Here is a 13,942-nt window from a genome sequence, read left to right as displayed (position 1 = left end):
TAAACTTAGAAAGAATGTAGAGAAAGGAAGGTCCTGATGGTAGGAATCGATTTCTATATCGTTAATAATGAGAAAGAAGCAGCTTCTTCTACTAAATGTGTAAAATTTGAGGAAAGAGTACAAGACTATCTGTTAGCGAGAGAATCCAAGGGTCCATTTGAATTATTGACGGGGTTAGATCAGTATGGTGACAAGTTATTTTCTGTACAAGAAATAAAGCAATTAGTAAAGATATGTGAAGCATTACAGACTACCTGTAGACAACCAACGGAGATAAACCTGAATACGAGAGCTTTTGCTGAAGCATTAAAGAATCTTTGCTTAGAAGCACTGAAGCTAAATAAATTAGTATTTGCAGCTGGTGATTGATGTAGAATTAAATGAAATCCATGTTGTGGTTTCGTCGCTTCGATAATATGAATGAATAAATTCAAAGGGGAAACGTCTTGAAAAAAACAGTTCTAAATAAAAATAAAACACTTATAGAGTTAGGGTATGAGTTTCTAGTCGTTTGTCCACATTGTGCTTCTTGCGCCAAAGTCATAGCTTTAGATAACCCGAGTCCTTATATCGCTCACGTCAGAAGAAGGTTTATTTGTACTGCTTGCGGAGTCATAAAAAACAAAGTTATAAAAGCAAACGGTTATGGACAAGCAAGGGTCTCGTACGAACCTAAAGTGAATTATGAAGTGATTTTAGCCAAAAATCCCTGCGACTGGTATTTTCGACTTCCACTCTACTTACAAATCGCATGCAGTGGAAACACCTTATGGGCATTAAACCTAGAACATTTAAATTATATCGAAAGCTATATAGAAGCTGAACTTAGGGAATCACATCCCTATTATTTAAGTGTCGAGAGTCGACTTCCAAAGTGGATGAAGCTTGCTAAAAATAGGAATGAAGTATTAAGAGCCATTCAGAAACTAAAGGTGAAGAATTATTAGATGCTTTTGCTGATTCATTATAATTGGACATATATCTTTCTAATCAGCTTATAAATTAAGCTAAAGAATTCTGCAGCTGAAGGTAACTTCTAAATAGCCTAAGTATGGGAAGTGAAGACTATGTATCAAACTATAAAGATTAATAATTGGATTTTAGAAATTGATGTTGAAGAAACAAAAAAACAGTATTTGAAGAAGTGGGATTTGTGCGATTGTCTATATTGTCTAAACTTCTATGAAGCTATGAAGTCACGATCAGAGATAGAGCTTCAGTTTTTTTACCAACTAGGTATTAATCCTTCTCAATGTAATCACTTATCACATTTTGATCCTCAAGAAAATGGGCTACACTTCTATATTGGCTGTTATCATCTTGTAGGTAAGGTATCTCTTCAAACGCCTCTTGAAATTATAAATTCAGATGATGCAATCCAAATAAGTAATAATTTACATATTGGCTTTTCTAAAAATTTGGAATTTGTCCCTGGTGGATTTGCCAGACCCGTACTTCAACTGAATTTTGAGATAGAAGTCACTTGGGTACTTGCTGAAGAACCGAGTTAACGTGCTTTTATATTTTAACTACCGCTTTAAAGTATGTTTTGAAAATGCTAAAGCAGGGATAGAAAAAAAGCTACAGTCAAGAGTAAAAGAGGTAGTATACAAAGACGCACTATTCTTTAGTAAACAAAGAATAGTTGAATAAACACATGTGCTGCTTAAATAAATATGCTGTAAAAAAGCACTCACAAGAGTGCTTTTTACTTTGCCTTAAGAAATGATTTTACAAACAATCATGATACATATGGGTATTTCTACACTCGCTGTGCACAAAAAACTGGAAAAAATTCTCTTCGTTCATTTATAATAATAGAGAACTATGTCGAATCCTAAATATTGGAGAGATTGCTATATGAGAAGAATACTTCCTTTTATAATTTTTACCATTTATTGCATTCCATATGTTTATCTATCTATACGAGAAGATTTTGAAGATGATTCAAAAATAAACTATATAATCATGGCCATGGTTACAGTCGTACTATCTTATCTAAGCGGGCTGATTAGAGCAGATTTGTCACTTATTTTAGGAAATATCGTTTCTTTTAGTACTTCATATTTTTATAACGCGTTAAGACTTCCTGATCCAAAATGGGAAAAATACTTTTCGCCTGTTACTTCGGTTGAGCAAATCGTACTCATAAGCCTTGCGGCGCTTGTACTGCAGATGATTGTTTATACAGTTGCTAGAAAGCGAGCGAAGAGATACATTCGTAACGCTATGGTTTCAAAATAGCAAAAAAGAGAGTTAGTCATTTGATGGGCCAGACTCTTCAGATGACTAGCTGAAAGAAGGGGTAAAAAGAAATTCATTCTGTATGAGAAGATAAAGCGATTAAAAACATTGAAAAAAATTCTCTTGCAGTCAAACGAGGAGGGAAGAATAGAAGCGTTATTAGGCATATACTTACCTGCTTTAAACAGGATACGAATCAATTAGGTAAGCTATTTATTACAACTTTTAAATATGTAACCGCAAACAAAAAGGTATGTATTTCTCTTCCTACTTTAATTATACCACATAAAAAAATGCCGATATAGACTGTTTATTCTCATTTACTGCTGGTAAAATCAATAAAACATTACCGGTTAGGAGAGATGTTGAATGAACTCTTTAGTTCTTAGCTTTCAAGAAATAAAAGATACACAGCTTTCACTTGTTGGAGGAAAAGCTTTAAATTTAGGCGCGTTATCAAAAATTCAAGGAATACAAGTACCGGAAGGATTTTGTGTGACAGCGGCCGGGTATCAAAAAGCTCTTGAACAAAATGAAACGTTTCAAGCGTTACTGAACCAGCTGACGATGCTAAATGCTGATGATCGAGATCAAATTGGTGAAATCAGCGAAAAAATTCGCCAAATCATTATGGAAATAAAAATTCCTTCTGACGTTGTAAAAGCAGTTATTCATTCTCTCTCTCAGTTTGGGGAAGAGCATGCTTATGCCGTTCGTTCAAGTGCGACAGCTGAAGATCTGCCACATGCTTCTTTTGCTGGTCAGCATGACACCTATTTAAATATCAGAGGCAAAGAAGCCATCCTTGAGCACATTAGCAAATGCTGGGCTTCCCTGTTTACAAATCGCGCGGTAACCTACCGTATAAAAAATGGATTTGACCATAGTCAAGTGCACGCATCGGTTATTGTTCAACGAATGGTTTTCCCGCAGGCTTCAGGTATTTTATTTACAGCTGACCCAGTCACTTCTAACCGAAAGCTGCTATCCATTGATGCAGGATTCGGACTTGGAGAAGCGCTGGTGTCTGGTTTGGTATCTGCCGATTGCTATAAAGTACAAGAAGGAGAAATCGTTGATAAAAAAATAGCAGCTAAAAAGGTAGCTATCTACGGATTAAAAGAAGGTGGAACAGAAACCAAGGAAGTTCATTTTGATCTGCAAAAAACGCAAGCGCTCACTGACTCTCAAATTTTACAATTAGAACGCGTTGGAAGACAGCTTGAAGCTTATTTTGATTGTCCTCAAGATATTGAATGGTGCTTGGCTGATGATACATTTTATATTGTCCAAAGTCGTCCAATCACTACTTTATATCCAATTCCAGAAGCAGCTGATCAAGAAAATCACGTGTATGTATCTGTTGGACACCAACAAATGATGACCGATGCCATGAAACCACTGGGATTGTCTTTTTTTCTGTTAACGACTAATGCACCGATGCGTACAGCCGGTGGAAGGTTGTTCGTTGATGTCACCCCTATGCTGGCTTCACCTGACAGCAGAAAAATGATGTTAGGTGCCATGGGACAGCATGATCCGCTCATGAAAGACGCACTTACAAGCATAATAGAGCGAGGAGATTTCATAAAATCTTTATCTAATGATCAAAGTTCCGGTAAAAGCAATGAAAGCGTGCCGCCTACGAAGCCTAAGGTACAAATCGAAAACGACTTTACGATCGTTTCTGACTTGATCAAGAAGAATCAAGCATCAATAGAAGAGCTGAAGCAAACCATCCAAACGAAGTCAGGGCCGGAATTAGTCGATTTTATTTCAGAAGATATCGGGATATTAAAGAAGATTTTATTTGATCCACAAAGTACAGCTGTGTTTATGGCCGCTATGGATGCTTCATCATGGATTAATGAAAAAATGGAGACATGGTTAGGTGAAAAAAACGCAGCAGATACGCTTTCTCAATCTGTCCCAAACAATATTACTTCAGAAATGGGTCTGGCGCTATTGGATGTCGCAGATGTAATTCGTCCTTATCCAGAAGTCATGCATTATTTAAAACATGTAAAAGATGATAACTTTTTAGAAAACCTGGTTAAGTTAGAAGGCGGACAGGAAACCCGAGACGCTATCTATGATTATCTCAGCAAATACGGAATGCGATGTCCCGGCGAAATCGATATTACGAAAACTCGGTGGAGCGAAAAGCCAGCTGCACTTATCCCTGTGATTCTTGGTAATATTAAAAACTTTGAGGCTAACGCCAGCAAACAAAAATTTGAAAAAGGTTTGCAGGAAGCCTTTAAAAAAGAGAAAGAGCTATTAAGTCGATTAAAGCAATTGCCCGATGGCGAACAAAAAGCAAAAGAAACAAAAGAAAGAATTGATCTCCTCCGAAATTTTATCGGTTATCGTGAATATCCCAAATACGGGATGATTAACCGTTATTTTGTTTATAAGCAGGCTCTCCTGAAAGAAGCCGCTCTGCTAGTAAAAGCCGGCGTTATTGATGAATCAGAAGATATATACTATGTGACGTTTGAAGAACTTCAAGAAGTTGTGCGCACACATAAACTGGATTACCAAATCATCAGTAAACGAAAAGAAGAGTACAAATTATATGAAAAGCTAACGCCTCCGCGTGTGATTACGTCTCAAGGTGAAATTATTACAGGTGCGTACAAACGAGAAAACCTTCCGTCCCAAGCAATTGTAGGTTTACCGGTTTCTTCCGGAGTGATAGAAGGGCGAGCGCGCGTCATTTTAAACATGGAAGTGACTAATCTATCAGATGGAGATATATTAGTCACTTCCTTTACCGACCCTAGCTGGACCCCGTTATTCGTAGGGATAAAGGGGCTTGTTACGGAAGTTGGGGGACTGATGACTCACGGCGCAGTCATTGCCCGCGAATACGGATTGCCAGCGGTTGTCGGAGTAGAGAATGCTACTCGGCTAATAAAAGACGGTCAGCGAATTCGCGTACATGGAACAGAAGGGTATATTGAAATACTGTAAAAGCCAAAAATACTTGCACTATTTTATCTAATTAATAGATGAAGATTTGTCTAGATTTCTTTGCGCATCTTCAGTTCATACAAAAAGGCAGGCCGCAATGGCCTGCCTTTTTTATATTGGTAACAAAGTAGATTGAAACGTCAAATGCTGACTTTTTTCGTAGCTGTCTGCTGCACATGCTCCATAAACAGTTTAAACAAGTTCAGCATTGAAATATGTTCTTTTGCCATCATTTCTGGATGCCACTGGACGCCGACTACAAATTGATTTCCTTGTTTTTCAATGGCTTCAATGACTCCGTCTTTTGCCCATGCGGAAACTTCAAAGCCTGGCGCTACGTCTTTAATCGCTTGATGGTGAAATGAATTAATAAGAGCTTGATTACCGTAAAGGTCATGTAGGCGTGTTCCGTCTTTAATCATGATGGAATGAGAAGGGTCGCTTGTATTGTCGTATTGGTCATGTTTGATAAATGACTCTTTAATGTCTGACATGTCTTGATAAAGCGTGCCGCCGTAAGCAACGTTTAAAATTTGTAAACCGCGGCAAATCGCTAATACCGGCTTTCCTTGATCAACCACATGCTTTAACAATAGCTGTTCAGACTGATCTCGTGCTAAAAAAGGGGAACCTGTTTTGGTTGTCGGTTCTTCTCCGTATAAAAGGGGATTAACGTCTTGTCCACCTGATAAAATCAACCCGTCTATACTTTCTGCCTGCGCTTTAATCATTTCTTCATCTTCTAGTACTGGCAAGATAAAAGGAACTCCGCCGCTTAGCGCTGTTGATTCGATATAGTCGTTATTCACATACGCTCGCTTATAGCCTGGAAAGCGTCCTCCTTGATCCACAATAATGCTTCCTGATATACCAATTAAAAATCCCACTGTTGTTTTCTCCTTTTTTGTTAAATTACCATTTCTTAAGATGTTTTTTCTTTTTTACTGCGTTGATAAAGTGTTTTCAATCGCTTGCTTTATAAGAAATAAATGGTTCTTTTATTCAACTATTATACATATATACCATATTTATTTAATAGAAAATGGTATAATAGCCTCTGTATGTTAAAAATACTAATTGCCAAAGGTAGAAGGTAGTGCTACAATTGTTCACATTCCTACTATTCTTCTTATTATAGTCGGATTAAAATTTTATACAAGGAAATAGGAGTGATTTTAGTGAAAAGGACTTATTTACTTTTCATCTCTCTTTTAACCATTGTCCTCATGGTAGCAGGGTGCAGTGGTAACGCAAGTAAAAATACTTCAAGTGAAAAAGAAGGAAAAGAAGGCGGAACGCTAAACGTCGCGTCTCAAAGTGAGCCAGCAACGCTAGATGCTCAAATCACTGGGGACTCAGATGTGAAAGATGCAACGCGCAGTATCTATGAAGGGTTAATGATTTTAGACGACAAAGGAAATCCTAAGCCTGACTTAGCGTCTAAAGTAGATATTAGCGATGATAAAAAAACATACACGTTCCAATTAAGAAAAGGAGTTAAATTCCATAACGGTAAAGAAATGACTGCAGATGACGTTGTCGCTTCTATTAACCGCTGGATTAAGCTATCATCCCTTGGGAAAACAAACTTCTCTGGTGCTGAAATGACAAAAACCGGTGATTATACGGTAGAGCTTCATTTACCATCACCAAATGTTAACACGCTATCTTTATTAGCTGATCCAATCCCCGCAGCAGCTATTTTACCAAAAGAAGTGGTTGACAATGCATCTGATGAAGGGATCAAAGACTACATAGGAACAGGTCCATATAAAGTAAAAGAGTGGAAGAAAAATCAATATCTTTTATTAGAAAAATTTAAAGATTATTCTTCGAAAGGCCGCGAAGTTAAGAAAACTCCTCACGTCGATGAAATTAAGATTAGTTTCGTAAGCGATGAGTCAACTAGGATTTCTGGTATTACAACCGGACAATTTGACGTTGCGCTATCTGTATCAAGCGATAATGCCAAACAAGTTGAAGGCAGTCAAAATGCAAAAGTAGAAACATCACCAGGCGGATTTATGGGACTTTTCTACAACGCAGATAAAGGCGTCTTTAAAGACATCAATGCGCGAAAAGCAGTTAACGCAGCTCTTAACTCAAAAGATATCTTAGACAGTTCTTACGGAAGCTCAGATTATTACAAGCTTTCTTCATCCATTGTGAACAAAGAGTATCCAAACTACTACAGTACAGCTGGAAAAGAAGAATATAACCAGCATGATAAGAAAAAAGCAAAAGAATATTTGAAGAAATCTGGTTATAACGGAGAAGAAATTCGCTTAATGGCGTCTCGTGATTACCAAGATCAATACAATACAGCTGTTGTGGTTCAACAAGAATTAAAAGACATTGGTATGAATGTAAAATTAGAAGTATACGACTGGGCGACATTCAGCGATAAAATGAGTGATACAAACCAATGGGACATCTATCCTGTTGACTGGAATGCTCGTTCTACCATCTTCCAAGGATTCTGGACGACAAAAGGTACATCAGTTGAAAAATCAATGGACTACTTAAACAAAATTAAAGCTGCTCCTTCTGTTAAAGAAGCTCGCGGTGACATTGATGCCATCCAGCAATACGTATGGGACGAGCTTCCGTTCACACTTATTGGTCATAAAGTGAACATCAATGCCGTTTCTAACAATTCAAAAGGCTATGAGTATAATTTAGGTCCAATTTTCTACAATATGAGTTTAACAAAATAATATCTTATTATTCTAGTAAACAGAGGGCTTATGCTCTCTGTTTTAGAAAGGAGTTTACGATGGGAGCTTATACACTTAAGAGACTTTTTGCACTAATTCCTGTTTTATTCATTGTATCTATTGTTGTGTTCTTAATTACACGCTTAACGCCTGGGAGTCCCGCAGCAATCATTTTAGGACAAGGCGCAAGTCCGGAACAAATTGCAGCGCTAAGCAAAGAAATGGGATTGGATGAGCCTGTTGTCAATCAATACTTTATCTGGCTATCTAACATCTTTCACGGAGATTTTGGTTATTCCTACTTTTTAAATAAACCTGTGCTCGGGGCAATTTGGGATAACGTAGGTCCTACGGTTTCTCTAGCTATACTTGCGCAAATTTTTGGCGTGGTGTTTGCTTTACTATTTGGTATATATGCAGCTAAACATAAAGGAACGATTCGTGATGAAAGCATTATGGGAGCCAGCCTTTTAGGTATCTCTATTCCTAGCTTTCTTCTCGGTTCATTCCTTATTTTGCTTTTTGCTGTACAGCTTCGAATTTTCCCTGTTTCAGGATACGTTCCGTTAAATGCCGGATTATTTGAATACTTAAAGTATTTAGTTTTACCAACGATTACGCTTGGAGCGATTCAAGCTGCATTAATTACGCGTATGACGCGTTCATCTTTACTCGATACCATTTCTGAAAACTTTGTTAAAACGGCAAAAGCAAAAGGATTAAATGGACGCACAATTATGCTTAAGCATACGCTGCGCGTGAGTTTTTTACCGATTTTAACAGTTATCGGAGAATCATTTGCGGGACTTGTGACCGGAGCGGCAGTAACAGAATCATTATTTAACATCCCGGGATTAGGTCAGCTGATTGTTTCATCAATTGAACGCCGAGATTACGCGCTTATTCAAGGAGCTGTACTTTTAATTACGGTTGCTTACGTGGTCATCAATTTAGTTGTTGATTTGCTGTATGCCGTGATCGATCCGCGTGTACGCAATTCTTATCATGATTAAAGGAGGGTGATGAATGTGAACGCACAACAAAATACAGAGACCATTTCAGTAACTTCAAAGAAAAAAAGAAACCCAGCGGCAGCGCGTTTCTTCTCAAATCGTTTGCTAGTAAGAGGAGCGATACTTATTTTATTATCTATTTTGATTGCTGTTTTTGCTCCGCTCATTTCTCCTTTTGGCAGTTTACAAATCGACCCTGCAAATCGATTAGCACCGCCGTCAAGCACGCACTGGTTTGGAACGGATAACTTTGGGCGAGATGTATTTAGTCGGACAATGTACGGCGTCAGAATATCGTTAATGATTGGAGCCGCAGTAACGATTATTGCTACTGTACTTGGTTTAATCGTTGGACTTTTATCTTCTTATTATAAAATTCTTGATTATATTTTAATGAGAATTTGTGACGGCTTGTTTGCTTTCCCGTCTATTTTACTAGCAATTGCCATCATGTCTGCTTTAGGACCTAAAACAAGCAATGTTATTATCGCACTGAGCCTTGTATTTATTCCTTCGATTGCGAGAATTGTTCGTTCAGCTGCGCTTGTTGTAAAAGAAAAAACATTTATTGAAGCGCTAAAAGCTCAAGGAGCAAGCTCACTTCGAATCATTTGTTTTCATATGGCACCAAACGTCTTATCGCCTTTAATCGTTCAAGTAACATACGTGTTTGCCGTGACGATTTTAACAGAGGCTTCGCTAAGCTTTTTAGGAGCCGGAATTCCTGCGCCAACACCAAGCTTAGGAAATATGCTGTATGACGGAAAGCTTGCGATTTACAACGCGTGGTGGATGACCGTGTTTCCGGGTGTATTTATCATTTTAATTGTACTTGGCCTTAATTTATTTGGTGACGGTCTGCGCGATTGGTTAAATCCGAAAAACGTAATGCTGAAGAAAAGGAGGAAAAAACGTTGAGTAACGCCCTTTTAAAATTAGAAGACTTACAAGTAACTTTTACAACGTATAGCGGAGAAGTAACGGCTGTTGACAATGTATCTCTTCAATTAAATAAAGGAGAAGTATTGGGCATTGTCGGTGAATCCGGATCTGGAAAAAGCGTAACGTCCGAATCTATTCTTCAGTTATTAGATGAAGACCTAACAAGCTACGATGGTAAGATTTTGTTTGAAGGAAAAAACTTATTAGACATGTCTTCAAAGCAAATTCAAAAGCTAAGAGGAAACGAAATCTCAATGATTTTCCAGGATCCCATGTCGTCATTAAATCCCGTTATGCCAATTGGAAAACAAATTGCTGAAGTGATTCGTCTGCATCAAAAAGTCTCTAAAAAAGAATCGCAAAAGAAAGTCGTAGAGCTTTTGAGACTAACTGGCATTCCGTCTCCAGAACAGCGAGCAAAAGAGTATCCGCATGAAATCTCGGGAGGAATGAGGCAGCGCATTATGATTGCGATGGCTTTAGCCTGTGAGCCGAAGCTTCTTATTGCCGACGAGCCAACAACGGCTTTAGACGTAACCATTCAAGCGCAAATCCTTGACCTTATGATGGATTTAAAAGACAAGCTCAACATGGGCGTGCTGTTCATCACCCATGACTTAGGCGTTGTCGCTAATATTTGTACAAAAGTAGCCGTGATGTATTTAGGACAAGTGATGGAAGAAACGGACGTTAAAACGCTGTTTTCAAAGCCGCTTCACCCTTATACAATGGGCTTAATTAAGTCGGTTCCTCACTTAGATGGCGACAGAACACAAGAACTTTCGTCCATTCCCGGAACGGTTCCGCCGCTTTCAAACGTGCCAGACGGCTGTCGTTTTGCACCAAGATGCCCGTTTGCAACGGAAAAATGCCATAAAGAAGTACCTGTTTTAGAGCATGCCGATGAGACGCATCGGGTTCGATGCTGGCACTATGAAAAAATTCAAGAAGGAGAGGTTGCGTATGTCTAGTGAAGCAAAGAAGCAAAGCGCCAAGCCCTTGCTTGAAGTTCGCAACCTGCAAAAATACTATCCGGTTCGTTCAGCTTTAGGAAAAGCAAAGGGCCAAATTAAAGCGGTTCAGGATTTATCTTTTGATATTTATGAAGGCGAAACGTACGGATTAGTAGGTGAATCTGGGTGCGGGAAAAGTACAGCGGGGCGCACGCTTTTAAAGTTAGTAGAACCAACGGGCGGGGAAGCACAATTTAATGGAGAAAGTATTTTCGAATCTAAAGCATCACGCTTACGGACGATTCGTAAAGATTTGCAAATGATTTTCCAAGATCCGCATACTTCCCTTAACCCAAGGAAAAAAATTGGGGCTTCCATTCAAGAAACATTAACAATTCATAATGTAGGCGCCAAAAGCGAACGAAAGCAGCTTGTCCTTGAATTATTAAAAAAGCTTGGGTTTAACGAAGAAGATTACAACCGCTATCCGCACGAATTTTCAGGCGGCCAGCGCCAGCGCATAGGCATTGCGCGTTCATTGATTTTAAACCCAAAGCTTATCATTTGTGATGAGCCGGTTTCAGCACTGGACGTATCTATTCAAGCACAAATCTTAAACTTGCTGCGCAGTTTGCAAAGAGAAATGAAGCTTTCATATCTCTTTATCTCCCACGATTTAAGCGTTGTAAGGCATATTGCAGACCGCGTTGGCGTAATGTATTTAGGCAGATTAGTAGAAGAAGGGACAACAGATGAGATTTTTTCAAATCCTCGTCATCCTTATACAAAACTTCTTTTATCCTCTGTTCCGGCGATTCATGAACATGAAAAACGCGAAAAAATCGAGGTTAAAGGTGAAATTCCTTCTCCTCTTAATCCACCTTCAGGCTGTGCGTTTCATAAAAGATGCCCGTTCGCATTTGACCGCTGCATGAAAGAAACACCTGAAGATACAGTGATTGATAGCAAGCATAAAGTAAAATGTCATCTATATAATTAATGTGAAAAGTTGTAGCGATATGGAAGACAATCGTATTGATACAGTAGAACAATTGAATAGACATAAATGAAAAAAGTCACTAGTGCCTCTAGTGGCTTTTTTCCTGTGAAAACAGCGGGTTCCAAGGGTAGTGAAAAGTCATTATTTAGCATATTAGATTCATTTTTATATAAAAGATATGAATAACCCTTACTAACCTACCTATCCTAATATATGGAGATATGAAAACAAAACGTGTTATGATGGTATCGGTGATAATTATGGGTAAAAAAGCAGACAAAACGAACGTAATGCGAATTTTAGATCAGAAAAAAATTGAGTACAATTATTATTCTTATGAAACTAAAAATCTGAGTGGAGTACAGGTAGCTACTTCGCTCGGAGAGGATCTTGCTAAAGTCTTCAAGACACTTGTGACCGTTGGAAAATCAAAAGAACATTATGTCTTCATGGTACCGGTTGAAAAGGAGCTTGATTTAAAGAAAGCGGCAAAAGCGGCTGGTGAAAAGTCCTTAGAAATGATTCCTCAAAAAGAGCTGTTGCCTCTGACAGGATATGTTCACGGAGGGTGTTCTCCTATCGGGATGAAAAAGCAGTTCACAACCTTCATTGACTCTACGGCAGAAGACTGTGAAACGATTTACTTTTCAGGCGGGCGTGTAGGTCATCAGATACAGCTACCACTAAGTGACTTATCAAAAGTAATTCGTATACGTCCGGCAGACATCACAAAAGATAGTTAAAATGTAGTTCCCTTGAGCGAAACGCACTTAGACATAAGCGTTTCGCTTTTTTAGTTGGTTTAATTACTGTTGGAATAACAAAAACAAAAGTAAAAAGACAGAAAAAATGATATTATATAGTTAATATATGGAAATTTTATAAAAAGGATAGGAGGAGGACAAAAATGATTAAATCAATTATTGGTGGGTTCATTTTATCTTTTATACTTTTAGTAGCATGTACAATAGCTAACGTAAATTCAGAAACAGTACTTTTCACCGCTTTCATTATATTAGTGGGGCTAGCTCTTATCATATCTGGAGCAGCTGTAAGCGGTGATCGAATGAGAGCTAACCTTTCCACAGAATCAAAAGCAGACAAGAAGTGGAGAATAACAAATTCTATAAACCTTATGTTAGCTGCCGCTCCAGTTCTCGGGGTATTTCTTCTCATTCATTACTTTGTATAGTTTATTCTTCGACATGTAAGAGCAACTCGCAAGGTCCTAAAAAACAAACTAATTATTCATAAGATAATAGCGAAAAGAGGTGCTAGGATGAAAGAAATCACTTCAACTATGGTGAACCCGACAATAAAAAAGCTGTTATCTTATGCAACTTTAGAAGAGAAGGTTGATGGAGAGTATAAAAAATACACGTGTTTGCCAAGTCGGAAATTATATAGTATTGAAGTAAATGGAGACACAGTTAGCTGTATAGGAGTTAAATTTCTTAACGCCAAGGAAGCTGTTATAAAACATATAGCTGTTTTACCAAAAGAGAGAGGGAAAGGAATAGGAAGCAGCATGATTAGCTTTCTTTGTAAGAACTATGATATACATTCTATTTTTGCTGAGACAGATAAAGAGGCAGTAAACTTTTATTCTAATTTTGGCTTCCAAATAACAAGTTTAGGTGAAAAATATCTCGGAGTGGAACGCTTTTTGTGTGAATTTAAAATCAAATGAGCCAAATTAAGGTTGCCAATGTAACAAAATTATAGAACATCTATGGCTGTATATATATTAGAGGATAAGATTAAAATTCGATAATTATCTTAAATTTAGGTTAGAGCTTAGTACAAGTTATGTTTATTCTACATATTATGTAAATGTAAGCAGCTTACACTCTCAAGTTGAAAAGAGTATTTTCTTAACCATGTTCTTACTTAAAGAACGTGGTTTTTTTCTGTTTCACATATAAATTAGAAAACCAAACTTTGTAAAATTTTTGTATAAATAATTAGAAAATATTATATTTTCTAATAAATCAATAGTACAATATATAAATAGAAGGGAGGATTAACACTACATATGTAATAGACAGCAGCCGCTTTTAAACCCGCTTATTTTGTATCTATAGGTGATATCAAAAT

At 37.7% G+C, this 13,942-nt stretch carries 14 protein-coding genes; 13 read left to right on the top strand and 1 reads right to left on the bottom strand.

The features are described from left to right. Positions 1-36: 36 nt before the first annotated feature. The 5 genes from ACRPLY_RS04460 (at position 37) to ppsA (ending at position 5,220) form a co-directional block, all read left to right on the top strand. The gene (locus ACRPLY_RS04460) at positions 37-369 is read left to right on the top strand and encodes a hypothetical protein (RefSeq protein ID WP_098112794.1); all 333 of its coding nucleotides are present in this window, start codon (positions 37-39) and stop codon (positions 367-369) included. 77 nt (positions 370-446) lie between these two features. After that, positions 447-947, top strand: coding sequence for a hypothetical protein (locus tag ACRPLY_RS04455; RefSeq protein WP_033578687.1), 501 nt, complete (start codon positions 447-449; stop codon positions 945-947). A 120-nt stretch (positions 948-1,067) separates the two neighbouring features. Further along, positions 1,068-1,511: a hypothetical protein gene (locus tag ACRPLY_RS04450; protein WP_432231603.1), complete on the top strand. Its 444-nt coding sequence runs from the start codon at positions 1,068-1,070 to the stop codon at positions 1,509-1,511. 349 nt (positions 1,512-1,860) lie between these two features. Continuing rightward, positions 1,861-2,244, top strand: coding sequence for a hypothetical protein (locus tag ACRPLY_RS04445; protein WP_432231602.1), 384 nt, complete (start codon positions 1,861-1,863; stop codon positions 2,242-2,244). A 369-nt stretch (positions 2,245-2,613) separates the two neighbouring features. Then, entirely contained in the window at positions 2,614-5,220 is a 2,607-nt protein-coding gene (gene ppsA / locus ACRPLY_RS04440) for a phosphoenolpyruvate synthase (RefSeq protein ID WP_432231601.1), read from the top strand. A 140-nt stretch (positions 5,221-5,360) separates the two neighbouring features. Here ppsA and ACRPLY_RS04435 read toward each other — a convergent pair whose 3' ends face one another. Then, a complete protein-coding gene (locus ACRPLY_RS04435) occupies positions 5,361-6,107 on the bottom strand; it encodes a gamma-glutamyl-gamma-aminobutyrate hydrolase family protein (protein ID WP_165635827.1) in 747 nt (248 codons plus the stop codon). Between the two features lie 291 nt (positions 6,108-6,398). Here ACRPLY_RS04435 and ACRPLY_RS04430 point away from each other — a divergent pair, with 291 nt between their 5' ends. The 8 genes from ACRPLY_RS04430 to ACRPLY_RS04395 all read left to right on the top strand — a co-directional run bounded on the left by ACRPLY_RS04430 (position 6,399) and on the right by ACRPLY_RS04395 (position 13,535). Next, positions 6,399-7,937, top strand: a complete 1,539-nt coding sequence (locus tag ACRPLY_RS04430; RefSeq protein WP_033578690.1) for an ABC transporter substrate-binding protein — start codon at positions 6,399-6,401, stop codon at positions 7,935-7,937. A gap of 59 nt (positions 7,938-7,996) precedes the next feature. Continuing rightward, positions 7,997-8,950, top strand: a complete 954-nt coding sequence (locus ACRPLY_RS04425) for an ABC transporter permease (RefSeq protein ID WP_165635828.1) — start codon at positions 7,997-7,999, stop codon at positions 8,948-8,950. Between the two features lie 9 nt (positions 8,951-8,959). Next, positions 8,960-9,868 (top strand): ABC transporter permease, encoded by a 909-nt coding sequence (locus tag ACRPLY_RS04420; RefSeq protein WP_034264721.1) that lies wholly within the window; start codon positions 8,960-8,962, stop codon positions 9,866-9,868. After that, positions 9,865-10,863 (top strand): ABC transporter ATP-binding protein, encoded by a 999-nt coding sequence (locus ACRPLY_RS04415; RefSeq protein WP_098626723.1) that lies wholly within the window; start codon positions 9,865-9,867, stop codon positions 10,861-10,863. The genes ACRPLY_RS04420 and ACRPLY_RS04415 overlap by 4 nt, the downstream gene beginning before the upstream one ends. Beyond that, positions 10,856-11,845 (top strand): ABC transporter ATP-binding protein, encoded by a 990-nt coding sequence (locus ACRPLY_RS04410; protein ID WP_432231600.1) that lies wholly within the window; start codon positions 10,856-10,858, stop codon positions 11,843-11,845. The genes ACRPLY_RS04415 and ACRPLY_RS04410 overlap by 8 nt, the downstream gene beginning before the upstream one ends. 260 nt (positions 11,846-12,105) lie before the next feature. Then, positions 12,106-12,588, top strand: coding sequence for a Cys-tRNA(Pro) deacylase (ybaK, locus tag ACRPLY_RS04405; RefSeq protein WP_034264724.1), 483 nt, complete (start codon positions 12,106-12,108; stop codon positions 12,586-12,588). 164 nt (positions 12,589-12,752) lie between these two features. Then, positions 12,753-13,037, top strand: coding sequence for a DUF5316 family protein (locus ACRPLY_RS04400; RefSeq protein WP_028413748.1), 285 nt, complete (start codon positions 12,753-12,755; stop codon positions 13,035-13,037). 87 nt (positions 13,038-13,124) lie between these two features. Next, positions 13,125-13,535 carry a GNAT family N-acetyltransferase gene (locus ACRPLY_RS04395; protein WP_432231599.1) on the top strand — a complete coding sequence of 137 codons (411 nt, stop codon included), beginning with the start codon at positions 13,125-13,127 and terminating at the stop codon, positions 13,533-13,535. Positions 13,536-13,942: the final 407 nt, after the last annotated feature.

Origin of the sequence: Priestia sp. TGN 0903 (genome assembly GCF_050846855.1) — a bacterium.
Taxonomy (GTDB): Bacteria; Bacillota; Bacilli; order Bacillales; family Bacillaceae_H; genus Priestia; species Priestia zanthoxyli.
Note: the sequence above shows the minus strand (reverse complement) of the source record. Positions and strands in the feature narration are given on the sequence as shown.

Bases quoted from the DNA above. Each gene is read 5' to 3' on its own strand.
- ACRPLY_RS04460 (WP_098112794.1), top strand. From the start codon at position 37: ATGGTAGGAATCGATTTCTATATCGTTAATAATGAGAAAGAAGCAGCT.
- ACRPLY_RS04450 (WP_432231603.1), top strand. From the start codon at position 1,068: ATGTATCAAACTATAAAGATTAATAATTGGATTTTAGAAATTGATGTT.
- ACRPLY_RS04445 (WP_432231602.1), top strand. From the start codon at position 1,861: ATGAGAAGAATACTTCCTTTTATAATTTTTACCATTTATTGCATTCCA.
- ppsA (WP_432231601.1), top strand. From the start codon at position 2,614: ATGAACTCTTTAGTTCTTAGCTTTCAAGAAATAAAAGATACACAGCTT.
- ACRPLY_RS04425 (WP_165635828.1), top strand. From the start codon at position 7,997: ATGGGAGCTTATACACTTAAGAGACTTTTTGCACTAATTCCTGTTTTA.
- ACRPLY_RS04420 (WP_034264721.1), top strand. From the start codon at position 8,960: ATGAATGTGAACGCACAACAAAATACAGAGACCATTTCAGTAACTTCA.
- ACRPLY_RS04410 (WP_432231600.1), top strand. From the start codon at position 10,856: ATGTCTAGTGAAGCAAAGAAGCAAAGCGCCAAGCCCTTGCTTGAAGTT.
- ybaK (WP_034264724.1), top strand. From the start codon at position 12,106: ATGGGTAAAAAAGCAGACAAAACGAACGTAATGCGAATTTTAGATCAG.
- ACRPLY_RS04400 (WP_028413748.1), top strand. From the start codon at position 12,753: ATGATTAAATCAATTATTGGTGGGTTCATTTTATCTTTTATACTTTTA.
- ACRPLY_RS04395 (WP_432231599.1), top strand. From the start codon at position 13,125: ATGAAAGAAATCACTTCAACTATGGTGAACCCGACAATAAAAAAGCTG.